Source organism: Actinomycetospora sp. CA-101289 (assembly GCF_050955895.1).
Taxonomy (GTDB): domain Bacteria; phylum Actinomycetota; class Actinomycetes; order Mycobacteriales; family Pseudonocardiaceae; genus Actinomycetospora.
The window spans coordinates 4,148,107-4,170,808 of sequence record NZ_CP192093.1; the positions used below are offsets into that span (position 1 = coordinate 4,148,107).

The 22,702-nt window shown below is 74.2% G+C and carries 20 protein-coding genes; 12 read left to right on the forward strand and 8 right to left on the reverse strand.

Annotated features, from left to right (window positions below):
- The gene (locus ACQPX6_RS20695) at nucleotides 1-1,134 is read left to right on the forward strand and encodes a DUF5938 domain-containing protein (protein WP_433782309.1); all 1,134 of its coding nucleotides are present in this window, start codon (nucleotides 1-3) and stop codon (nucleotides 1,132-1,134) included.
- Nucleotides 1,134-2,666, forward strand: a complete 1,533-nt coding sequence (locus ACQPX6_RS20700; protein WP_433782310.1) for an acyl-CoA synthetase — start codon at nucleotides 1,134-1,136, stop codon at nucleotides 2,664-2,666. The genes ACQPX6_RS20695 and ACQPX6_RS20700 overlap by 1 nt, the downstream gene beginning before the upstream one ends.
- A 7-nt stretch (nucleotides 2,667-2,673) precedes the next feature.
- On the opposite strand, the gene ACQPX6_RS20705 is transcribed toward ACQPX6_RS20700, so the two are convergent.
- Nucleotides 2,674-3,645, reverse strand: coding sequence for an aldo/keto reductase (locus ACQPX6_RS20705; protein WP_433782311.1), 972 nt, complete (start codon nucleotides 3,643-3,645; stop codon nucleotides 2,674-2,676).
- A 162-nt stretch (nucleotides 3,646-3,807) separates the two neighbouring features.
- Between ACQPX6_RS20705 and ACQPX6_RS20710 the strand changes: the two genes are divergently transcribed.
- Nucleotides 3,808-5,562, forward strand: coding sequence for an MFS transporter (locus ACQPX6_RS20710; protein ID WP_433782312.1), 1,755 nt, complete (start codon nucleotides 3,808-3,810; stop codon nucleotides 5,560-5,562).
- 28 nt (nucleotides 5,563-5,590) lie between these two features.
- Here ACQPX6_RS20710 and ACQPX6_RS20715 read toward each other — a convergent pair whose 3' ends face one another.
- From ACQPX6_RS20715 to ACQPX6_RS20740, 6 genes are all read right to left on the reverse strand, one after another.
- Nucleotides 5,591-7,408 (reverse strand): FAD-dependent oxidoreductase, encoded by a 1,818-nt coding sequence (locus ACQPX6_RS20715; protein ID WP_433782313.1) that lies wholly within the window; start codon nucleotides 7,406-7,408, stop codon nucleotides 5,591-5,593.
- A 136-nt stretch (nucleotides 7,409-7,544) separates the two neighbouring features.
- Nucleotides 7,545-8,396, reverse strand: a complete 852-nt coding sequence (locus ACQPX6_RS20720) for a DMT family transporter (protein ID WP_433782314.1) — start codon at nucleotides 8,394-8,396, stop codon at nucleotides 7,545-7,547.
- 90 nt (nucleotides 8,397-8,486) lie between these two features.
- Nucleotides 8,487-9,254, reverse strand: coding sequence for an SDR family NAD(P)-dependent oxidoreductase (locus ACQPX6_RS20725; protein ID WP_433782315.1), 768 nt, complete (start codon nucleotides 9,252-9,254; stop codon nucleotides 8,487-8,489).
- A complete protein-coding gene (locus ACQPX6_RS20730) occupies nucleotides 9,251-10,057 on the reverse strand; it encodes an enoyl-CoA hydratase/isomerase family protein (protein ID WP_433782316.1) in 807 nt (268 codons plus the stop codon). Before ACQPX6_RS20730 ends, ACQPX6_RS20725 begins: the two co-directional genes overlap by 4 nt.
- 41 nt (nucleotides 10,058-10,098) lie before the next feature.
- Complete coding sequence (locus ACQPX6_RS20735; protein WP_433782317.1) at nucleotides 10,099-11,445, reverse strand: phosphotransferase family protein; 1,347 nt, start codon at nucleotides 11,443-11,445, stop codon at nucleotides 10,099-10,101.
- Nucleotides 11,442-12,698, reverse strand: a complete 1,257-nt coding sequence (locus tag ACQPX6_RS20740) for an acyl-CoA dehydrogenase family protein (protein ID WP_433782318.1) — start codon at nucleotides 12,696-12,698, stop codon at nucleotides 11,442-11,444. The genes ACQPX6_RS20735 and ACQPX6_RS20740 overlap by 4 nt, the downstream gene beginning before the upstream one ends.
- Nucleotides 12,699-12,804: 106 nt before the next feature.
- Between ACQPX6_RS20740 and ACQPX6_RS20745 the strand changes: the two genes are divergently transcribed.
- A complete protein-coding gene (locus tag ACQPX6_RS20745) occupies nucleotides 12,805-13,611 on the forward strand; it encodes a crotonase/enoyl-CoA hydratase family protein (protein ID WP_433782319.1) in 807 nt (268 codons plus the stop codon).
- Here ACQPX6_RS20745 and ACQPX6_RS20750 read toward each other — a convergent pair whose 3' ends face one another.
- On the reverse strand, nucleotides 13,612-14,220 hold the full coding sequence (locus ACQPX6_RS20750; RefSeq protein ID WP_433782320.1) for a TetR/AcrR family transcriptional regulator: 609 nt from the start codon (nucleotides 14,218-14,220) through the stop codon (nucleotides 13,612-13,614).
- 92 nt (nucleotides 14,221-14,312) lie between these two features.
- On the opposite strand from ACQPX6_RS20750, the gene ACQPX6_RS20755 reads away from it, so the two are divergent.
- The 8 genes from ACQPX6_RS20755 (at nucleotide 14,313) to ACQPX6_RS20790 (ending at nucleotide 22,629) form a co-directional block, all read left to right on the forward strand.
- Nucleotides 14,313-15,464 carry an acyl-CoA dehydrogenase family protein gene (locus tag ACQPX6_RS20755; protein ID WP_433782321.1) on the forward strand — a complete coding sequence of 384 codons (1,152 nt, stop codon included), beginning with the start codon at nucleotides 14,313-14,315 and terminating at the stop codon, nucleotides 15,462-15,464.
- A gap of 86 nt (nucleotides 15,465-15,550) precedes the next feature.
- Nucleotides 15,551-17,044 carry an acyl-CoA carboxylase subunit beta gene (locus ACQPX6_RS20760; RefSeq protein ID WP_433782322.1) on the forward strand — a complete coding sequence of 498 codons (1,494 nt, stop codon included), beginning with the start codon at nucleotides 15,551-15,553 and terminating at the stop codon, nucleotides 17,042-17,044.
- A gap of 20 nt (nucleotides 17,045-17,064) precedes the next feature.
- The gene (locus tag ACQPX6_RS20765) at nucleotides 17,065-18,990 is read left to right on the forward strand and encodes an AMP-binding protein (protein WP_433782323.1); all 1,926 of its coding nucleotides are present in this window, start codon (nucleotides 17,065-17,067) and stop codon (nucleotides 18,988-18,990) included.
- The gene (locus tag ACQPX6_RS20770) at nucleotides 18,987-19,448 is read left to right on the forward strand and encodes a MaoC family dehydratase (RefSeq protein ID WP_433782324.1); all 462 of its coding nucleotides are present in this window, start codon (nucleotides 18,987-18,989) and stop codon (nucleotides 19,446-19,448) included. Before ACQPX6_RS20765 ends, ACQPX6_RS20770 begins: the two co-directional genes overlap by 4 nt.
- On the forward strand, nucleotides 19,445-20,251 hold the full coding sequence (locus ACQPX6_RS20775) for an HpcH/HpaI aldolase/citrate lyase family protein (protein WP_433782325.1): 807 nt from the start codon (nucleotides 19,445-19,447) through the stop codon (nucleotides 20,249-20,251). The genes ACQPX6_RS20770 and ACQPX6_RS20775 overlap by 4 nt, the downstream gene beginning before the upstream one ends.
- Nucleotides 20,248-21,141, forward strand: a complete 894-nt coding sequence (locus ACQPX6_RS20780; protein WP_433782326.1) for an LLM class flavin-dependent oxidoreductase — start codon at nucleotides 20,248-20,250, stop codon at nucleotides 21,139-21,141. Before ACQPX6_RS20775 ends, ACQPX6_RS20780 begins: the two co-directional genes overlap by 4 nt.
- Nucleotides 21,142-21,224: 83 nt before the next feature.
- Nucleotides 21,225-21,761, forward strand: a complete 537-nt coding sequence (locus tag ACQPX6_RS20785) for a quercetin 2,3-dioxygenase (protein WP_433782327.1) — start codon at nucleotides 21,225-21,227, stop codon at nucleotides 21,759-21,761.
- Nucleotide 21,762: 1 nt separating this feature from the next.
- Complete coding sequence (locus ACQPX6_RS20790) at nucleotides 21,763-22,629, forward strand: alpha/beta hydrolase fold domain-containing protein (RefSeq protein ID WP_433782328.1); 867 nt, start codon at nucleotides 21,763-21,765, stop codon at nucleotides 22,627-22,629.
- Nucleotides 22,630-22,702: the final 73 nt, after the last annotated feature.

The window sequence follows — 22,702 nt, forward strand, 5'->3', positions numbered from 1 at the left end:
GTGAGCACCACGAAGCCCGTCGTCGTCTACGGCGCCTCCGGCTACACCGGGCGCCTCGTCTGCGAGTACCTGCGCGAGTACGGCGTCCCGTTCGTCGCCGCGGGTCGTGACAGCAGCAAGCTCAAGGCGGCCACCGAGTCGCACGTCGCCGGCATCGAGACCGCCGACTACGAGGTCGTCGAGGTCGCCCACGACGTCGCCTCGCTGACCGAGCTCTTCCGCGGCGCCTCGGTCGTCTGCAACACCGTCGGGCCGTTCAGCACGCTGGGCCCGGAGGTCGTCCAGGCGTGCCTCGCGGCCGGGGTGCACTACACCGACACCACCGGCGAGCAGGACTGGCTGATCACCTGCGACGAGCAGTACGGGGCGGACTTCGCCGCCGCGGGCCTGCTGCTCTCCCCCGGCATCGCGCACATGTACACCACCGGCGAGATCGCGGCGGAGCTCTGCCTCGAGCAGCCCGGCCTGGACACCCTCGACATCGCGGTGTTCTGGGGCGGGTCCCCGACGATCGCCTCGACGCTGACGATCCTCGTCAACGCGGCGACGTCGAAGGCCCACCACCTCCACCAGAACGCGTACGTCGAGTTCGACCCGGCCCAGGGCCTGCTGCCGCTGGTGGTGCCCGGCCAGCACGAGCTGGCGCAGTCGCTGCCGTGGGGCGGCACGTCGCACCCGGTCTGGTACCGGCGCGACCCGCGGGTGGCCAACTGCAAGGCCCAGGGCGGGGTGTTCGACAACGCGCTGATGACCGGCGTCCCGCAGATCGTCGGGCAGGCGCTCGAGGCGACCAAGGACATGGACGCCGCGGCCCGCCACGAGGCGCTCACGGCCGTCGCGGCCCAGGTGATGAACCAGATGCCGCCCCGCGAGAACCCGCGCCTGAACAAGTCGCTGGACTCGGTGCACGCCTCCGGCCCGCTGGGACGCGCGCACTGCGTGATCCACGGCAACCAGAACTACAAGCAGACCGGGCTGCTCCAGGCGTTCGCCGCGGCCTCGCTGCTGCAGCAGCCGCCACGCCGGGTGGGCTTCGCCTCGGGCTGCAAGGCCTTCGGGCACCGCGAGCTGCTCGGCCAGCTGCGGGCCTTCGGTCTCGTGGCCGAGCCGGTGCTCACCCGCCAGGGCGACTGATGTCGCTCACCTCCTGGCTCGACAAGGGGGCGTCGCTGGGCGGTGACGCCCCCTGCCTGACCCTCGACGGCACGTCGATGTCCTACGACGACGTCGTGGTCCTGAGCCACCGGATCGCCCGGGCGCTGCGGCGCTCGGGCGTCCGGCCCGGGGACAAGGTCGGCATCCTGTCGGCCAACGACCCGGTGGCCTTCACCTGCGTCTTCGGCATCGCCCGCGCCGGCGCGGTCTGGTGCCCGATCAACCCGCGCAACGGCGCCGCGGAGAACCGCGACCTCCTCGACCTCTTCGACTGCGCGGCGCTGGTGTTCGCGAGCGCGTTCGGCGAGCTGGTGGACGCCATCGCCGGCGAGCTGCCGCAGCTCCGGACCCTCGTCTGCCTCGACGCGCCCCGGGGCGCCGTGCCGTCGTTCGCCGACTGGATCGCCGCCGCCGACGACGACCCGCCCGTCGAGGACGCGCCGCCCGACGACGTCGTCGCCCTGGTCGGCACCGGCGGCACCACCGGGCGACCCAAGGGCGTGATGCTGACCGACCGCAACCTCGAGGCGATGTCGGCGATCACGCTGATGAGCTACCCGTTCGACGGCCGGCCCGTCTACCTCGCCCTCGCGCCGCTGACCCACGCCGCCGGGGTGCTCTGCTTCCCCGTCATGGCGCTCGGCGGCGAGATCGTCGTGATGGCCAAGCCCGACGTCAGCGGGTTCCTCGCCCTCGTCGAGCGCCACCGCGTCACGCACACGTTCCTGCCGCCGACGCTGATCTACATGGTGCTGGGGCACGAGGCCCTCGACGCCACGGATCTGAGGTCGCTGCAGTGCTTCTGGTACGGCGCCGCGCCGATGTCGGTGGCCCGCCTCGAGGAGGCCCTGGAGCGGATCGGGCCGATGGCCCAGCTCTTCGGGCAGTCCGAGGCGCCGATGATGGTCTCGACGATGTCGCCGGCCCAGCACCGCCTGCCCTCGGGCGCGGTGGCCCGGTCCCGCCTCGCGTCGGCCGGGCGACCCTCGCCGCTGGTGACGGTCGCGATCATGTCCGACGCGGGCGAGCTGCTGCCCACCGGCGAGCGGGGCGAGATCGTCGTCCGCGGGTCGCTGGTCATGGCCGGCTACTACCGGAACCCGGAGGCGACGGCCGAGGTCTCGGCCCACGGCTGGCACCACACCGGCGACATCGGCTACCTCGACACCGACGGCTACCTGTTCATCGTCGACCGGGCGAAGGACATGGTGATCACCGGCGGGTTCAACGTGTACTCCTCCGAGGTCGAGCAGGCCCTGATGACGCACGCCGCCGTCCGCGACTGCGCGGTGATCGGCCTGCCCGACGAGAAGTGGGGCGAGCGGGTCACGGCGGTGGTCGAGCTCCAGCCGGGCGGCTCCGTGTCCGGTGACGACCTCGCGGCGTTCGTCAAGGAGCGCCTCGGCAGCGTCAAGGCGCCCAAGCAGATCGAGTTCTGGGACAGCCTGCCGCGCTCCACGGTGGGCAAGGTGCTCAAGACCGACGTGCGGGCCGTGCTCACGGGGTCGTGACCGCCCGTCAGCGGTGCCCGGCGACCCCGCGCGGCTCGTAGCGCTCCTCGAGCGCGGCGATCTCGTCGTCGTCGAGCTGCAGGTCCACGGCGGCGACGGCGTCGGTGAGGTGGTGCTCCTTCGTCGCGCCGATGATCGGGGCGTCGACGACGGGGTGGTTCAGCACCCACGCGAGCGCCACCTGGGCGCGGCTGACGCCGCGCTTCTCGGCGATCTCGGCGACGGCCTCGACGATGTGGCGGTCGGTGTCGCGGTAGAGCGACTTGCCGACCTCGTCGGTCTCCTGACGGCCGGTCGAGTCGTCCCAGTCGCGGGTGAGCCGGCCGCGCGCGAGCGGGCTCCACGGGATGGCGCCGACGCCCTCGTCGGCGCACAGCGGGAGCATCTCCCGCTCCTCCTCGCGGTAGAGCAGGTTGTAGTGGTCCTGCATCGTCACGAACCGGGTCCAGCCGTTGACGTCCTGCAGGTGCAGCGCCTTCGCGAACTGCCACGCCCACATCGACGAGGCGCCGAGGTAGCGGACCTTGCCGGCCTTGACCACGTCGTGCAGCGCCTCGAGCGTCTCCTCGATCGGCGTGCCGTAGTCCCAGCGGTGGATCTGGTAGAGGTCCACGTGGTCCATGCCGAGGCGGCGTAGCGAGGCGTCGATCCCGGTCATGATCGCCTTGCGCGAGAGGCCGCCGCCGTTGGGTCCCTTCCGCATGGGCATGAAGACCTTGGTGGCGACGACGATCTCGTCGCGGTCGGCCATCTCCCGCAGCGCGCGCCCGGTGATCTCCTCGCTCGTGCCGTCGGAGTAGGCGTCGGCGGTGTCGAAGAAGTTGACGCCGGCGTCGAGGGCCTGCCGGAAGAAGGGTTTCGCCGCCTCCTCGTCGAGGGACCACGGGTGGGTGCCGCGGTCGGGGACGCCGTAGCTCATGCACCCCAGGCAGATCCTCGACACGTCCAGGCCGGTCATGCCGAGCTTCGTGAACTCCATGCCGGCAGCGTGCCCCACCGACCGCCGATCGATTCACCCGTCGTCCCGGGAATCGCGTGGCCTCCCGGCGCGCTCGACACAGGAGCGTCGGTAGCCAGGGGACAGCGCCGTTCCCGACCCGGTCGAACCCCCACGGACCCGCCCAGAACGGTCGTACCCCTCGTGACCAGCCCCGCCATGGAAGCCCCCGCGTCGCCCGACCGGCGACGGTGGGCGATCCTCGCCGTGATCGGGATCGCCCAGCTCATGGTCATCCTCGACAACTCGATCGTGAACATCGCCCTGCCGTCGGCCCAGGCCGACCTCGGCTTCGACGACGCCCAGCGCCAGTGGATCATCACCGCCTACGCGCTGGCCTTCGGCAGCCTGCTGCTGCTCGGCGGGCGGCTCTCGGACCTCTTCGGCCGCAAGCGCGCCTTCCTCACCGGGCTCGTCGGCTTCGCCGTCGCCTCGATCCTCGGCGGGCTCGCGCCCGGCTTCGAGCTGCTGGTGGCCGCCCGCGCCCTCCAGGGCGTGTTCGGCGCGCTGCTCGCCCCGGCCGCCCTCTCGCTGCTGACGACGACGTTCACGGAGGGCCGCGAGCGCGCCCGCGCGTTCGGCGTCTTCGCCGCGCTCGCCGGCTCCGGCGCAGCCATCGGCCTGCTCCTCGGGGGCGCGCTGACCCAGTACGTCGACTGGCGCTGGTGCATGTACGTCAACGCGGTCTTCGCCGCGGTCGCGTTCCTCGGGGCGTCGCTGCTGCTGCCCGCGCAGCCCGTCGATCACCGTCCGCACCTCGACGTCGTCGGGACCCTGCTCGCGTCAGCCGGCCTGTTCGGCGTGGTGTTCGGCTTCGCCAGCGCCGAGACCGACGGCTGGGGCTCACCGGTGGTCTACGCCTTCCTCGCCGTCGGCGTCGCCCTGCTGGTCGCCTTCGTGCTGGTCCAGCGCCGGGTCAAGGCACCCCTGCTGCCGCTGCGCGTCGTCACCAACCGGTTCCGTGGGGGCTCGTTCCTGACGATCCTCGTGCTCACCACCGGCATGTTCGGCGTGACCCTGTTCCTGGCCTACGTCATGCAGCAGGTGTTCGGCTTCTCGCCGCTGGTCACCGGCGTGGCGTTCCTGCCCATGGTCGGCGGGATCGTGCTGGCCGCCAACACGGTGCCCGCGACGCTGCTGCCGCGCACCGGACCCAAGCCGCTGGTCGTCGCCGGGATGCTCCTGGGCGCGGGCGGGCTGTTCTGGTTCTCGTTCCTCACCCCCGAGTCCGGCTACGCGAGCCACATCCTGGGCCCGCTGCTGATGATCGGGCTCGGCATGGGCACCGCGATGTCGACGTCGATCAACACCGCGACGTTCGGTGTCGACGCCGGCGACGCGGGCGTCGCCTCGGCGACGGTCAACACCATGCAGCAGGTCGGCGGGTCGGTGGGCACCGCGCTGCTCTCGAGCATCGCGGGCACCGCCACGGCGGGCTTCGTCGGCCCGCCGATCGCCGCGGCGATGTACGGCTACACCACCGCGTTCGCGGTCGCGGCCGGCATCTTCGTGGTCGGTGCGGTCGTCGTCGGGTTCCTGATCCCGGCGGGACGCACCAGCGGGCGCACCCTGGAGACGAGCCGGACGGGCCCCGCCGAGATCGAGGCCGCCGGCCCGACCGGCACCGGCCTGACCGGCACCGTGCGCGATGCCACGGGTGACCCCGTCGCCGACGCGACGCTGACGCTCGTGGACACCGCGGGCCGCCAGACCGGCCACGCGGTCACCGACGACGCTGGCACCTACGTCCTGCGCGCGACGGCGGGCGACCACCTGCTCGTCGCCGGCGCGGGCGGGCTCGCCCCGAACGCCCAGCGCATCGTGCTCGTCGACGGGCGCACCGTCCGCGCCGACGTGTGCCTGTCGGCACGTGAGCAGTTCTCAGTGCTCCAGCACTGAGAACTGCTCACGAGCGCGCAGCGCACCTCTAGGCGGTGTGGTGCACCTCCTGGCGTCCGTGCACCGGGGTCGGGATGCCCTCGGCGCGCGCCTTGAGCTGCAGGGCGAGGTAGAGCGAGTAGAAGCGCGACTGGTGCAGGTTGCCGCCGTGGAACCACAGCGCCTCCTGCTGCGTGGGCTTCCACATGTTGCGCTGCTCGCCCTCCCACGGGCCCGGGTCCTTGGTGGTGTCGGAGCCCAGGCCCCAGACCTTGCCCACCCGGTCGGCCATCTCCTGGCCGACGATGTTCGCGGCGAGCTGGTTCATCGAGCCGTAGCCGGTGGCGAACACGACGAGGTCGGCCTCGAGCCGCGTGCCGTCGTCGAGCACGACCTCGGACTCGGTGAGCTCGGTGACCTGGCCCTTGGCGAGCTTGACCTTGCCGTCGGCCACGAGCTCGGCGGCACCCACGTCGATGTAGTAGCCCGAGCCGCGGCGCAGGTACTTCATGAACAGCCCGGTGTCGTCGTCGCCGAAGTCGAGGTCGAAGCCGGCCTCCTCGAGGCGCCGGTAGAAGTCGGCGTCCACCTCGCGGGCCTTGTCGTAGGCGGGCTTGAGGAAGCCGCCCATGATCCGGTACGGCATCGACGCGAAGACCATGTCCGCGGTGTAGGTGTCGATGCCCGAGGCCACGGCACGCTCGGAGTACAGGTCACCGAGGCCGTACTCCATCAGCGTGTCCGACTTGATGATGTGCGTGGAGCTGCGCTGCACCATCGTGACGTCGGCGCCCACCTCCCAGAGCGCGCCGCAGATGTCGAACGCGGAGTTGTTCGACCCGATGATCACGCACCTCTTGCCCTTGTACTCGTCCGGGCCGGGGTGCTGCGACGAGTGCTGGATCTCGCCCTGGAACGTGTCCTGCCCGGGGATCTCCGGCATGTTCGGCTTGCCCGAGGCACCGAGCGCGAAGACGAGCTGCTTCGGGCGCAGCGTCACCTCTTCGCCGGCGCGGTCGACGACGACGGACCACTCGCCGGCGGACTCGTCGTACGTCGCGCTCTTCGCGGTCGTGGAGCCCCAGTAGTTCAGCTCCATGATCTTCGTGTACATCTCGAGCCAGTCGCCGATCTTGTCCTTCGGCGCGAACACCGGCCAGTTGTCCGGGAACTTGAGGTAGGGCAGGTGGTCGTACCAGACCGGGTCGTGCAGGGCGAGGCTCTTGTAGCGCTTGCGCCAGGAGTCGCCCGGCTTCTCGTTGGTCTCGACGATGATGGTCGGGACGCCGAGCTGACGCAGCCGTGCGCCCAGGGCGATGCCACCCTGGCCGCCGCCGACCACCACGACCTCGGGCTGGCGGGTGTAGCCGAGCTCGGCCGCCTCGGCCTCCCGGCTCTCCTGCCAGGTGACGCGATCAGGGTTGGCGCCGTGCTCGGTGCCGAAGGGCCGGCGGTCGCCGCGGGGCTCCTCGTGGCCCTTGAGCTCGTCGAGCGTGGTGAGGAACGTGAACGCCTTGCCCTCGGCGTCCAGGCGCAGGTGGCCGGTGCCGCGCCCGACGGCCGTCTCGAACTTCAGCCAGGCCTCGGTGATGCCGTCCGCCTCGGTGGGCTCGCCGGAGACGGTGAAGCTCACCGGGGCGACGCCCCGCGCCGCGTCCGAGCGCACGACCTCGGCGACGCCCGCCGGGCCCTCGACGGTGATCAGGTTCCAGGTGAACGACACGAGGTCGCGCCAGTAGGACTCGGCGGCGAACAGCGCTCCGGCACGGTCGGCGTCGCCGGCCGAGACCGCCTCGGCGAACTCGGTCAGCCAGGAGTCCACCCGCGTGCCGGCACCGGTGCGGGCACTCTCGACGGTCTGTGTCACGTGCTACCTCCACGCGGGCGGGGGTCGGGCCGACCGGGGGCACCGCCCGCCCCTGCCCACGGTCGTGTGGCGTGGGGACAGTGAAGCCGATCACGCCGGCGCGCGGCAGGGGTTGCACCCAGGTTGCAGCCGCGCCTCAGCGGACCCGCCCGCCGTGCACCACCAGCGCGACCCCGGCGAGCAGCACGACGAGGCCCGCCAGCGTGGTCGGGGCCAGCCGCTCCCCCAGCCACAGCGCCGCGACGAGCGCCGCGCCCGGCACCTCGAGCAGCGAGACCACCGCGACCACCGGCGCCCCGACGCGGCGCAGCGCCCGGTTGAGCAGCGTGTGCCCGAGGAACTGCCCGCACAGCGTGACCCCGGCCAGCGCGAGCCACCCGCCGGCGGGCCAGCCGGCCAGCGGCACGCCCCCGGCGAGCACCACCGCGAGCAGGGCCAGCGCCGCGGTGGCGTAGCAGAGCAGCGTGTAGGTCGACGTGCTCAGCCGGGCGCGCGCGGCCGCCCCGACCAGCAGGTACCCGGCCATCGCCAGGCCCCCGAGCAGGGCGAGCGCGTCCCCGAGCAGGGCCCGCGGCGAGGCCACGACGTCGACGCCCGCGACGAGCACCACGCCGGCCAGCGCCACCGCTCCGCCCGCCCAGACGAGCGCCGGGACGCGCCCGCCGAGCAGGCGGGTGAGCACGGCGGTCCACAGCGGGGTGGTGCACACCAGCGCGGTCGACGTGGCGACCGAGGTCAGCAGCAGGCTCGGGGTCCACGTACCGAAGTGCACGGCGAGCAGGAGGCCGGCGGCGGCACAGGTCCGCAGATCGCGGCCGGTGACCGGCCCGGACCGGGCCGCCACGGGCGCGAGCACCGCCGACGCCGTCGCCGTGCGCCAGAACGCGACGGCCAGCGCGGGCACCCCGACCGCGCCGGCGACCACGGCGAGCGGGGCGGAGAACGAGATGCCGAGCACCGCGACGAGCAGCAGCCCCGCCTCGAGCACCACCGCACGGTAGCGAGCGGGATCATTGGCGACCCTGACCCCACGTGAGCGATCCTTGGGCCTATAGGCCCAAGGATCGCTCACGTGGGGTCAGAAGATCGAGTACGCCCCGTCGACCACGATCTCGTCGCCGGTGTGGAAGCCGCCGACGCCGCAGGCCAGGTACACCGCGAGGCGCGCGAAGTCGTCGGGCTCGCCCCAGCGCCGCTGCGGCATCCGCGCCATCACCGCGCGCTCGAAGCGCTCGTCGTGCAGGCGCGGTGAGGCCAGCGGGGTCTCGGTCCAGCCCGCGACGATGCTGTGCGCGTTGACGCCGTACCGCGCCAGCTCCACCGCGCAGCCCTTGATCAGCGCGGTGAGTCCGGCCTTGCTCGCCGCGTACGGCTGGGCGCGCGGCGCGCCGTGCACGGTGGAGACGCTCGAGGTGCCGACGAGCACGCCCCCGCCGCCGCGGTCGACCATGTGCCGCGCCGCCGCCCGCAGCGTCAGGAACGCCCCGTCGAGGTTGACGCGGGTGACCGCCCGGAAGTCCTCCAGCGTGGTGTCGACGAACCGCGCCCCGGACCCCGTGACGCCGGCGTTGGCGAAGCACGAGTCGACGCGCCCGAAGTGCGCGAGCGTCGCGGCGAAGGACTCCTCGACGGCGTCCTCGTCGCCGACGTCGCAGCGCAGGGCGCGGACCCGGGTGCCGTACCGCGCGAGCTCCTCGGCCGCGGCTGTGTTCCGCTCGGCGTTGGTGCCCCACAGGCAGACGTCGGCGCCGCACTGCGCCAGCCCGCGCGCCATGCCGAGCCCGATCCCCGAGTTGCCTCCGGTCACGAGCGCGACGTGGCCGGTGAGGTCGAAGAGGTCGGTCACGAGCGCCTCGCCGGCACGGCCCACTCGCCCGTGAACGTCGCCTCGCGCTTCTCGGTGAAGGCCGCGAACGCCTCGGGCGCGTCGGCGGTGGCGAAGTTGACCGCCTGCGCCCGCGCCTCGCTCGCCAGGGCCTCGCGCAGCGGGCGGTCGGCGTTCTCGTGCAGCAGCGCCTTCGACTGGGCGACCGCCACCGGGGCCATCGACGCCAGCCGCGCGGCGAGGTCGGCGACGAACCCGTCGAGCTCGTCGGGCGCCACCACCCAGGTCACCAGCCCGAGCCGGTGCGCCTCGTCGGCCTCGATCATCTCGGCGAGCAGGGCGAGGCGCTTGGCCTGCTGCATGCCGACCAGCCGCGGGAGGAGCCACGAGCCGCCGAAGTCCAGCGACAGCCCGCGCTGCGCGAAGATCTGCGAGAACCGCGAGGTCGGCGTCGCGACGACCAGGTCGCAGCCCAGCGCGAGGTTCCACCCCGCGCCCACCGCGACGCCGTGGACCCGCGCGATCGAGGGCTTGGGCAGCTCGTGGAGCAGCATCGCGATCTCGTTGACCCCGCGCATGCGGTCCAGCGGGTGGCCCTCGCGGGGCGCGGAGAGGTCGGCGCCCGCGCAGAACGCCCCGCCCGCGCCGGTGATCACCACGGCGCGCACCGCGTCGTCGTCGCGGGCCCGGGCGAGCTGGTCGCGCAGCCCGTCCCACAGCGCGAGGTCGAGCGCGTTGCGCCGGTGCGGGCGGTTCAGCGTGAGGGTGAGGACCCCGTCCTCGAGGTGGGTGAGCAGGACCTGGTCGTGCTCCGGGTCGTCCACGCGCCGGAACGTACCGAGCGTGCGTCCGGAGATGGAAGCCGTCACCCCGGGAGCGTCGCGTAGCGCGGGTTGGCGACGGCGAGGCGGTCGTCGACGGCGGCGCGCACGGCCGCGAGCAGGGCCGGGTCGTCGGCGTCGACCCGCTCCGTGCGGATCGCCGCGGCCAGCTCGGCCTGGTCGCGGAACCCGAGGGCGGCCAGGCGCTCGCGGTGGCGGCGCTCCTGCTCCGGGCCCAGCGCGAGCTCCCGGCCCACTCCGGCGAGCACGTTCGCCGCGACGCGGGCGAGGTAGGCGGTCCGCTCGTCGCCGCCGGCCACGACGTCCTCGCGCAGGAAGCCCGCGACGGCGTCGACGAGGTCGGCGGCCGCGGGACGCCCGTGCAGGTCGGAGCGCGGGGCGGCGTCGACGGCCGGCCCCTCACCGGCGGGCACGCCCAGGGCGAGCAGCAGGTCGTGCTCCTGCTCGGCGACCCGGCGCCCGATCGCGGCGAGCTCGACCGACGGCGTCCGCCCCGTCAGGTGGCGCTCGGCCATCTCCCGGCAGCCCAGCGCCCACCACGACGTGCGGTGGACCTGCCACCACCGCACGGCCTCGGCGTCGGGGCGGTGCCCGGCCACCTCGGCGTACCCGTCGAGCAGCTCGTCGACGGTGCCGAGCCCGGCGACGGGCAAGGGCGAGCCGAAGCGCCAGCACTTGGTGCACAGCCAGCCCAGGTCCTCGCGGGGATCGCCCCGGTGCACGAGCTCCCAGTCGAGCACCGCGCGCAGGCCCGTCTCGTCGACGATGAGGTTGCCGAGGCGGAAGTCGCCGTGCACGACGGCGTCGGGCACCGCGTCGGGCCGGTGGCGCTCGAGCCACCGCAGCGCGATCTCGACGGTGGGCAGCGGCTCGTCGAGGGCGTCGCGGGTCGCGCGCAGGTCGTCGAGCGGGTCGACCGCGGGCAGGCCCGGGACGTCGGCGACGGGGATCGCGTGGACGCGGGCGAGCGTGCGCCCCAGCTCCGCGGCCAGCCCCTCGCGGGCGGCGGCGTAGCGGTCGTCGCGCAGCAGGCGCGGCCCGAGGGTCTCGCCGTCGACGTGCCCGGTGACCAGGTACGGCGCCCCGACGGTCGCGGGGTCGCTGCCGCTGTCGACCAGCGGCGGCACCGGGACGCCCGCGGCCCCGGCGGCAGCGATCACGGCGGCCTCGAGCGCCATGCCGTCCGGCCGGGCCGCGCCGGGCGGGTCGCGGCGCAGCACGAGGTCCCGGCGCCCATCGTCCTGCACGGCGGTGAACGCCCAGGTCTCGCGGCTCGCCCCGGCGGTGAGGCGCCGCAGGTCCGTCACCGCGACGGTGGCGCCGGAGACGTCGGCGAGGCGCGCCGCCAGCTGGTCGCGCAGGTCGCTCATCGGACCTTGTCGGGGCCCGCGAAGCCGAAGAGGTACGCCGCCACCTTCCGCATCTGGATCTCCTCGGCGCCCTCGGTGATGCGGTAGCGGCGGTGGTGGCGGTAGATGTGCTCGAACGGCGTGTGCCGCGAGTACCCGAGCCCGCCGTGCACCTGCATCGCGCGGTCGGCCGCGTCGCAGACGAAGCGGTTGGCGCGGTAGTTGCACATCGAGACGCGGTCGCTGATCTGCGCGTGCGGCACGCGGTCGAGCTCCCAGGCCGTCTTGCGCACCAGTCCGCGCAGCATCTCGGCCTCGGTGGCGAGCTCCACCAGCGGCCACTGGATCGCCTGGCGGGTGGCCAGCGGCGCGCCGAACGTGTGGCGCTCGCGGGCGTAGTCGACGCTGCGGTCGATGCAGTACTGGCCCGCGCCGACCCCGGACGCGGCTTGGCGGATGCGGTTCTCGTGCACGAACGTCTGCGCGACGGCGAGCCCCTGGCCCTCCTCGCCGAACACCGCGGTGTCCGGGACGCGGACGTCGCGCAGGGTCACCTCGGCGTGGTCGGTGGGCATGTTCAACGTCCACCAGTGGAAGTCGACCGAGAACCCCGGGGTGTCGGTGGGGACGAAGAACGCGGTGATCCCGCGGGCGTCGCCGTCGGCGCCCGAGGTCCGCGCGAACACCACGTCGTGGGTGGCCGAGTGCATCCCGGAGTTCCAGCGCTTGACCCCGTTGATCACCCAGTCGCCGCCGTCGCGCACGGCCGTGGTCTCCATCCACGTGGCGTCGCTGCCGTGGTCGGGCTCGCTGAGCCCAAAGCCCAGGCGCGCCGTGCGCGTGATCATCGGCTCGAGGAACTCCGCGCGCTGAGCGTCGCTGCCGAACTCCATCAGCATGTGGACGAAGGGGAAGTTGCCGACCACCGACGACTCGTTCTGCAGGTCGTTGTGCAGCCCCAGCCCGCGGTGGGCGAGGTGCTCGCGGATCACCGCCATGTCGAGGTTGGTGCCCCCCGACCCGCCGACCGCCGCCGGGAGCCCGTAGCGCAGCCAGCCCGCGGCGTCGGCGCGGCGGAACATCTCGCCCAGCAGCTCCTCCCAGTCGGCGCGCGGGACGCCGCCGTGCTCGAAGTCGGTGCGCGCCCACTCGCGGCGGTGGTCGAAGAAGCGCTCGTTGTCGTCCTGCTGCTCCAGGGGCCGGATCTCGCGCTCGATGAAGTCGTCGAGGTCGGCCAGCCGCTGCGTCAGCTCGGCCGGGAGCTCGAAGTCCATGGGGAGACGGAACCACGGAGATCAGCAGGGCGAAAGGTCCCTCCGGAGGCGGGGATGACGTGCCTCTCGACCTGCTGATCACCGGCGGGAGGGGAGGATGCGGGGCATGAGCGAGCAGGAGCGGGTGCGGGTCGAGGTCACCGACGGCGTCGCCGACGTGCGGCTCGCCCGCCCCGAGAAGCGCAACGCGCTGGACCCCGCCATGTTCGAGGCGCTCGTGCGCACCGGCGAGCGGCTCCGGGACGACGCCGGCGTCCGCGTCGTCGTCCTCTCCGGCGACGGCCCCGACTTCTGCGCCGGGCTCGACTTCGGCTCGTTCCGCGCGATGGCGAACGGCGAGAGGCTCTCGGCGTCGGCGCTGCTCACGCCGACCGACGGGCCCGCGCAGGCCACCGGGCAGCGCGCGGCGTGGGTGTGGGCGGAGCTCGAGGTCCCGGTGATCGCCGCGATCGCGGGCAACGCGCTGGGCGGCGGGCTGCAGATCGCGCTCGGCGCCGACCTGCGCATCGTCGCCCCCGACGCGCGGCTGTCGGTGATGGAGGTGAAGTGGGGGCTGATCCCCGACATGACCGGCACCCAGCTGCTGCCCGAGCTCGTGGGCCGCGACGTCGCCAAGGAGCTGACGCTCACCGCGCGCGTGGTCAGCGGCACCGAGGCCGCGGCGCTGGGCCTCTGCACGCGCACCGACCCGGAGCCCCGCGAGGCCGCGCTCGCGCTCGCCCGCGAGATCGCCGGCCGCAGCCCGCACGCCGTGCGCGCGGCGAAGCGCCTGCTCGACCAGGCCGGGCGCGTCGACCTGCGCACCGGGTTCGCCGCCGAGCAGACCGAGATCGGCGCGCTGATCGGGAGCCCGAACCAGGTCGAGGCCGTCACGGCCGGCTTCGAGGAGCGCGCCCCCGTGTTCGGTGACTGATCAGCCGTCCAGCACCGGCATCAGCACGTCCGCCACGTCCTCGCCCAGCTCGCGGGGCGTGCGGGGGCCGGCGGGGTCGAACCACTTGTAGGTCCAGTTCGCGGCGCCCAGGCAGGCGTTGACGTAGGTCCGCACGCCCATCGGCAGCGTGCGCCCGGTGGCGTCGAGGTGCCGCTGCACGGCGCCGAGGACGACGTCCTCGAACGCGCGCCGGCGCTCGAGGATCGGCTCGGCGAGCTCGCGCGGCAGCTCCGACTCCTCCTCGAAGCAGATCGTCAGCAGGTCGCGGTGCTCGCAGGTGTAGGCGACGCGGTCGACGATCAGTCCGCGCACCGCCTCCCGCGTCGAGGACGCCGCCGCGACGATGGCCTGGGCGCGCGCGGTGCTCTCGTCGAGGACCTCCTCGTAGACCGCGACGAGCAGGGCCTGCTTGTTCTCGACGTAGTGGTAGAGCGCCGGCTTCGACAGGCCGACCTGCGCGGCGACGTCCCACATCGACGCCGCCCGGTAACCGCGGCTGCTGAACACGGCCACCGCGCCGGCGAGGATCCGCTCCCGCTGCTCCTCGGCGCGGCTGCCCCGCGCCGCACCCGCCGACCTGCTCGCCACGTCCGCCCCCTCCCGCCGCGCTTGACCGGCCTCGCCGTGATGTGGCCTACTTTCGTCCGACCGGTCGGTCGAACGCAAGCGAAGGAGGCCGCGTGACCCACGATCTCGCCGAGGTCCACGAGGACTTCCGGGCCAGCGTCCGCGCGTTCACCGACCAGCGGGTCCGCCCGGTCGTCGACGAGGCCGAGCGCGAGGGCCGCCCGCCGGAGCGGCTGTGGAAGGAGCTGGGCGACGCCGGGCTCCTGGGCCTGCTGACCCCGCCCGAGTTCGGCGGCTCGTTCGGCGAGGGCGGCGAGGCCACGGCCGTCGCGGTGCTCGCCGAGGAGCTCACCCGCGCCTGCGGCGGCATCGCCGTCAGCGCCCTGGTCAGCGCGTACATGGCCGCGCCCCACCTCGTGCGCTACGGCACCACCGAGCAGCAGGAGCGCTGGGTCGCCGCGCTCGCGAGCGGCGAGGCGATCGCGGCCATCGCCGTCACCGAGCCCGGCGCGGGCTCCGACGTCGCGGGCATCTCGGCCCGCGCGCGGCGCACCGACCAGGGGTGGGTGCTCGACGGCCGCAAGATGTACATCACCAACGCGGGCCTCGCCGACGTCCTCGTGGTCGGCGCGAAGACCGACCCCGAGGGCGGGCACCGCGGCATCACGACGTTCGTGGTGCCGGCCAACACGCCCGGTCTCTCGATGGGCCGGCCGCTGGCGAAGATGGGCTGGCACTCGTCGGACACCCGCGAGGTCGTGCTCGACGGCGTCGTGCTCGACGAGGGCGCCGTGCTCGGCGTCGAGGGCCGCGGTTTCCACCAGATCATGGACGCGTTCCAGCTGGAGCGCGTCGTGCTCGCCGCGATGGGCGTCGGCCACGCCGCCGAGGCGCTGGACACCGTCACCGAGTACGTCCGCGGCCGCGAGGTCGCCGGCGAGCCGCTGACCGCCCGCCAGGCGATCCGCCACCGCCTCGCTGCCATGGAGGTCGAGCTCGAGGCCGCGCGGGTGATGACCTACAAGGCCGCCGACCGCATCGACCGCGACCACCCCGAGGCCGGCCGGTCGGTGGCGGCGGCCAAGTACTTCGCCGCGAAGGCCGCGGCGTGGATCGTCGACGAGGCGGTGCAGCTCCACGGCGGCGCGGGCTACCTCGAGGAGACGCCGATCGCCCGCCACCACCGCGACGTACGCATCCTGCGCATCGGCGGCGGCACCGACGAGATCCAGCTCGAGATCCTCGCGAAGCGGCTGGTGCCGTGACGGGGACGACCAACGGCACACCTCCCCCGTGGGAGGTGTCGGCGCCCCATCCCCCCGGAGCGCCGGCACCTCCCTCGGGGGAGGACGTGCTCGCGGCCGCCGCCCGCGCGCGGCTCGGCGGAGACTCCGGGCGCTGGCCCGAGAAGCTCCCCGTCCGGCAGCGCCTCGACGTCCTGCTCGACCCGGGCAGCTTCGTCGAGGACGGGCTGCTCGCCGCCGCGACCGAGCCCGGGATGCCCGGGGACGGCGTCGTCACCGGCGTCGGCACGGTCGAGGGCCGCCCGGTGGCGGTGATCGCCCACGACTTCGGCGTCAAGGCCGGCTCGTGGGGCGAGCGGACGTGCGAGAAGCAGATCCGCATCCTCGAGCGCGCCGACCGCGACCTGCTCCCGGTGTTCTACCTCGTCGACTCGGCCGGCGGGCGGCTCACCGAGCAGATGGGCTTCTTCCCCGGCCGCCGCGGCGCCTCGCGGATCTTCCAACTGCAGGTCGCGCTGTCCGGGCGCGTCCCCCAGATCTGCTGCCTGCACGGCCCGTCGGCCGCCGGCGGCGCGTACATGCCGGCGTTCACCGACTGGGTCGGCATGGTCGACGGCCGCGGGTCGATGTACCTCGCGTCGCCGCGGGTGGCCGAGAAGGTCACCGGCGAGCGGACGACCGCCGAGGAGATGGGCGGCGCGCGGATGCACGCCGAGGTCTCCGGGTGCGGCGACTCGGTGTTCGACGAGGACTGGCAGGCGCTCGCCGCCGCGCGCCTGCTGCTGACCTACCTGCCCGACCACTTCGGGCTGCGGCCCCCCGACGCGGCGCCGGTCGAGCCCGAGGCCACGGGCTGGGACGGGCTGGTCCCCGAGGACCCCAACATCGGCTACGACGTCATCACGGTGATCGACCGGCTCGTCGACGGCGGCTCGTTCTTCGAGATCAAGCCGGACTGGGCGCAGGAGCTCGTGGTCGGCTTCGCCCGCCTGGAGGGCCGGGTCGTCGGCCTCGTCGCCAACCAGCCGCAGGTGCGCAGCGGAGCGATCCACGTCGACTCCGCGGACAAGGCCGCCCGGTTCATCAGCCTGTGCGACGCGTTCGGCGTGCCCCTGGTGTTCCTGCAGGACGTGCCCGGCTTCATGGTCGGCGTCGCGGTCGAGCGCCAGGGCATCATCCGCCACGGCGCCAAGATGATCGCCGCGATGGCCTCGGCCGAGGTCCCGAAGTTCACCGTCGTGCTGCGCAAGGCCTACGCCGCGGGCTACTACGCGATGTGCGCGCCCGGCTTCGAGCCGCGCGCCACGCTGGCGCTGCCCAGCGCGTTCATCGGCGCGATGGGCCCGGAGGCGTCGGTCAACGCCGTGTACGCGGGCAAGATCGCCGCGATCGAGGACGACGACGAGCGCGCCGCGTTCGTCGCCGCCCGCGTCGAGGAGCACCGCGCCGAGGTCAACCTGCTGCGCATGGGCGACGAGCTCGTCGTCGACGCGGTGGTGCCCGGCGAGGAGCTGCGCGGCGAGCTCGTCACGCGCCTGCGGCACGCCGACGGCTGGACCCGGACGACCGGGCGCCGCCACCACCTCGTGAGCCCCGTGTAGCCGGACCTGGAGAGACGATCATGGACGATCGCGACACCCTCGGCACGCTGATCTCGGCGCCGCTGCGGCCGCTGGAGGACCGGTGGCGCTCACCGCTGCGGGCCGCCGAGCTGGCCGAGGCCCGCTCCCGCTCCGACAGCGACCCCGACGACTACTGGGCCTGGGTGGCCGAGTCACAGCGCTGGCTCACGCCCTGGCACACCGTGCGCACCGGCGAGCTGGGCGACTTCCGCTACTTCGAGGGCGGGCGCATCAACGTCGCCGACAACTGCGTCGACCGCTGGGCCGAGGACCCGGCGACCGCCGATCGCCCCGCCGTCGTGTGGGAGGGCGAGCCGGGCGACACCCGCACCCTGACCTATGCCCAGCTGGCCGACGAGACCGACCGGCTCGCCGGCGGCCTGCGCGCCCTCGGGATCGGGCCCGGCGACGTGGTCGCGGTCTACATGCCGAACCTCGTCGAGGCGTTCACCGCGATCCACGCCTGCAACAAGATCGGCGCGATCTACACGGTGCTGTTCTCCGGCTTCGGGCGCGACGCCGTCGCCTCGCGCCTGGCGGCCGCCCGGGCGAAGGCCGTCGTGGTCGCCGACGCCATCCACCGCCGCGGCAAGCTCGTCCCGCTGCTGGACACCCTGCGCGCCGCCCGCACCGACGCCCCGACCGTCGAGCACGTCGTCGTGGTCGACCGCACCGGGCGCGGCGTGCCGCTCGAAGGCGACGAGGTCGGCTACGCGGCGCTGCTCGCCGAGCACCCCGAGGGCGCCGCGACCATCGCCCTCGACCCCAACGAGCCCGCGTTCCTGATCTTCACCAGTGGCACCGAGTCGAAGCCCAAGGGTGTCGTGCACTCGGTGGGCGGCTTCCTGCTCGGCACCTGGGCCAACGTGCACTGGCAGGCCGGCCCGGCCGAGGGCGACGTCTACTGGGTGGCCGCCGACGTCGGCTGGCTGACGTTCCCGATCCAGGCCGTCATCGGCGGGCTCGCCCACGGTGCGACGATCGCCTGCTACGAGGGCGCGCTGGACACCCCGTCGCCCGCCCGCTTCTACGAGATCTGCGCGCGGCACGACGTCACGCAGGTGCTGTGCGCGCCGACGGTGCTGCGGCTGCTGCGCAAGTTCGGCGACGACCTCGCCGCCAGCCACCCGCTCCCCCGCCTCGCGCTGATCACCGTGCAGGGCGAGCCGCTGGACGGGGAGACGTTCGGCTGGGCGACCGACACGTTCGGCGTGCCCGTGGTCAACGCCTACGGGCAGACCGAGACCGGCTCGACGTGGACCTACCCGGTGACCGGCGTCGACGACCTCAAGGCGGGCTCGACGGGCACCGCCGTGCCCGGTCACGCCTACGCGGTGGTCGACGACGACGGTGCCGAGGTGCCGCCGGGCACCAAGGGCAACCTCGTGCTGACCCGGCCCTTCCCGACCCTCGCGCGGACGGTGTGGGACGACCACGACCGCTACCTCGAGACCTACTTCGGGCGCTTCCCCGGGTGCTACGCCACCAACGACGAGGCCGTCGTCGACGACGACGGGCACCTCTGGGTGCTCGGCCGCGCGGACGACGTCATCAACGTCGCCGCGCACCGGCTGTCGACGATGGAGATCGAGGCGGTCGTCGGCACCCACCCGCGGGTGGTCGAGGCGGCGGTGGTCGGTGTGCCGGACGCGACGAAGGGCACGGTGCCGGTGGCGTTCGTGACCGTCACCGGCGAGGCCGACGGGGTGGGCGACGAGGTGCGCGCGCTCGTCGCGGACACCATCGGCGGGCTCGCACGGCCCGACCGCGTCATCGTCACCGCCGCGATGCCCAAGACCCGCACCGGCAAGATCATGCGCCGGCTGATGCGCGAGGTGCTCCTGCACGGCGAGGCCCGCAGCGACACGAGCGCGCTGGAGGACCCGGGCAGCCTGGACACGCTCGCGGCGGCGGTGCGGGTGTGAGCGGACTGTGGTTCGAGGACCTCACCGAGGGCCTCGTCGTCGAGCACGCCACCCGGCGCACGGTCACCGAGACCGACAACGTGCTGTTCACGACCATGACCATGAACCCGGCGCCGCTGCACCTCGACCACGCCTACGCGGCGACGACGGAGTTCGGGCGCCCGCTGGTCAACAGCATGTTCACCCTGGCGCTCGTCGTCGGGCTCTCGGTGCCGGAGCTGACGCTGGGCACGATCGTCGCGCAGCTCGGGCTCGACGACGTCGTGTTCCCGGCGCCGGTGTTCCACGGCGACACGGTGCGCGTGGAGACCGAGGTCGTGTCGGCGCGGGCGTCGGGGTCGCGGCCCGACGCCGGGATCGTGGTGTTCGAGCACCGCGCCCACAACCAGAACGACGACCTCGTCTGCCGGTGCCGGCGGACGGGGCTGATGCACCGGAAGCCGGGGGCGTCGGCGTGAAGGTCCCGCGCAGCCTGCTGTTCGTCCCCGGCTCGCGGCCGGACATGGTGGCCAAGGTGCCGCGCTGGTCGCCCGACGCGGTGGCCGTCGACCTCGAGGACGCGGTCGCGCCGGCCGACAAGGAGTCCGCGCGCGATGCCGCGGTGCGGGCCGTCGCCGAGCTGCCGCCGGACACCGGGACGCTCGTGCTGATCCGGGTCAACGCGCCCGCCTCGCCCTGGTACGACGACGACCTCGCGGCCGTCGCCGGGTCCGCGGCGCAGGGGGTGGTGCTGCCCAAGCTGGAGTCTCCCGAGCAGCTCGCGGACCTGCGGGCGCGGGTCGGCCTCCCCGTCGTCGGGGGCCTGGAGACGGCGCGGGGCGTGGCGCGCTGCCGGGAGCTGGTGAGCGGCTGCCTCGCCGTCTACTTCGGTGCCGAGGACTACATCGCCTCGATCGGCGGCCGGCGCACCGCCGAGGGCCGCGAGGTGCTGTACGCGCGCAGCGAGGTCGTGCTCGCGGGCGCCGTCGCCGGCGTCGGGGTGCTCGACCAGGCCGTGGTCGCCGCCCGCGACGAGGAGGCCTACCGCGCGGACGCGAGGGTCGGCCGGGACCTCGGCTACGACGGCAAGATCTGCATCCACCCCAGCCAGGTGGCCCTCGCCCACGAGGCGTTCACGCCCACCGACGACGAGGTCGCGCACGCCCGCGCGGTGATCGAGGCGGGGAGCTCGGGCGTCGGCGTGCTCGACGGAGAGATGGTGGACGACGTGCACCTACGGATGGCGGCGGCGGTGCTGTCGCGGGCGGGGCTGGAGGCGTGAGGCTCGGCCTCGTCCTGCCGCCCACCGCCGACCCCGCCGACGTCCCGGCCACCGCGCGGCGCGCCGAGGAGCAGGGCTTCGACCTCGTCGCGAGCGGCGAGCACGTGCTGTTCGGCAGCCCGACGCCCAACGCGTTCGTCGCGCTCGCCGCGGCCGCGGCCGTCACCACCCGGGTGCGACTGCTCAGCGCGGTGACCCTGCTCCCGCTCTACCCCGCGCCGCTCGCGGCGAAGATGGCCGCGACCCTCGACCGCGTCTCCGGCGGGCGTTTCGAGCTCGGGGTCGGGGTCGGCGGGGAGAACCCCGTGGAGTTCGCGGCGTGCGGGGTGCCGGTGCGCGAGCGCGGCCGGCGCACCGACGCCGCCCTCGACGTCCTCGTCCGGCTGTTCGCGGGCGAGGCGATCGACGTCGACGGCACCCCGGCCACGCTCGACCCGCTGCCGGTGCAGCGCCCGCGGCCCCCGATCTGGGTCGGCGGGCGCTCCGAGGCCTCGACGCGCCGCGCGGGGCGGGCCGGCGACGTCTGGATGCCGTACCTGGGCAGCCCCGACCGCGTCGCGCGCGGGCTGCGCACCGCCCGCGAGGAGGCCGAGCGCCACGGCCGCGACCCCGCCGACGTCGAGGGCGCGTACTTCGCGTGGACGGCCGTCGACCCCGACCCGACCCGGGCCCGCCGGACGGCGCTGGCGTCGCTGGCGTCCACCTACGGGCAGGACATGGAGCGCATCGTCGACGCCTGCGTCCCCCACGGCACGCCCGAGCAGGTGGCGGCGCGGCTCGCCGAGTACCGGGACGCCGGGGCGACGTCGGTGGTCATCGCGCCCGCGACCGACGACGCCGAGCGCGACGTCGACCTCCTGGCGCGCGAGGTCCTCCCCCGCCTGCGGTAGCACCCGTCCGGTGGGCGGAAGGCGAGGTGACGCCGTCGGGGCGGGCGCGCAGAGTGCTCGCAGCCGACCAGCGAGGAGCGTCCGTGACCGCCGAGTTCCTGCCCCCGACGTCGCGGGACGCCCTGCCGGGGCGCCCGGCCCCGTTCTTCCTGGCGGCCGGCGAGGGCGAGCGCGCGCACCTCTTCGACCAGCTGTTCACCGTGCTGCTCTCCGGCGACGAGACCGAGGGGCAGTTCGGGGTGTTCACCATGGAGGCGCCGCGGGGCCCGGCGATCCCGGTGCACGCCCACGACGACGTCCACGAGATCTTCTTCGTCCTCGACGGCCGGGTGCGCGTGGCGATCGAGGAGGGCGGCGAGGTGCACGACCGCGTCCTGACCAGCGGCGACTTCGGTTACGTGCCCGCGGGCCTGCGGCACTCGTTCCGCGTGGAGTCGCTGCGCGCCCGCACGCTCGGCGTGAGCACCGGCGGGTTCGAGCGGTTCTTCGCCGCCGCCGGCGAGCGCACCGCGGCGACGATGCCGCCCGCGGTGCCCGTCGTCCCCTCCCCCGAGCAGCTCGGCGAGGCGGCCCGGCGGTTCCGCAACGAGTTCCACCACGACGTCCGCCTCATCGACTGACGTGACGCCCCCGCTCCCCCCGTCCCCCGCGCCGATGCCGGCGCCCGTGCGCGTCGACGGGGTCGACGTGCTCCGCGCCGTCGAGTACCGCGTCGTGCCCGGGTACCGGCCGCTGCTGCTGGATCTCCATCGGCCGGACACTGTCCCTTCGCCGCCGCTCGTCGTCTTCGTGCACGGCGGGGGCTGGCGCATGGGCAGCCGCGGCACGTTCGGGCCCTCGTTCGCCGACTGGTCGCCCTCGCCGTTCGCCCACCTCGCGGCCCGGGGCCTCGCGGTGGCGTCGCTGGACTACCGCCTGTCCGGCGAGGCCGTCTTCCCCGCCGCGCTCGACGACGTCGTCGACGGTCTGTGCTGGCTGCGCGAGCACGCGGGCGAGCTGGGCGTCGACGCGTCGCGGGTGGTGCTGTGGGGCGAGTCGGCGGGCGCGCACCTCGCCGCCCTGGCCGGGCTCCTCGACGGCGACGTGCGCGGCGTCGTCGACTGGTACGGCCCCGCCGACCTCGGGACGATGGCCGCGGACGCCGCGGCGGGCGGGATCGCGATCACCGACCCCGGGGCGCCCGACTCGCGGGAGTCGCTGCTGCTCGGCGCACCGGTCGGGGACGACCCGGACCGTGCGCGGGCGGCCAGTCCCGTCGCCCACGTCCGGGCCGGCGCGCCGCCGTTCCTCGTCCTGCACGGGACGGCCGACCGGTTCGTCCCCGCGCGCCAGTCGGAGCGCCTGGTCGCGGCGCTGGAGTCCGTCGGGGCGCCGGTGCGGTGCGAGCTCGTCGACGGCGCCGACCACCTGTGGCTCGGTGCCCCCGATGTCGCACGCTCGGCGTTCGAGACGTCGGCCGCGTTCGCATCGGAGTGCCTCACACCCTGATGCCGTCGCCCGATGACGCGAGCGGTGACTCGCGGTAGTCTCCTCGACACCCGGCCACACGGCCGGTGGAGCG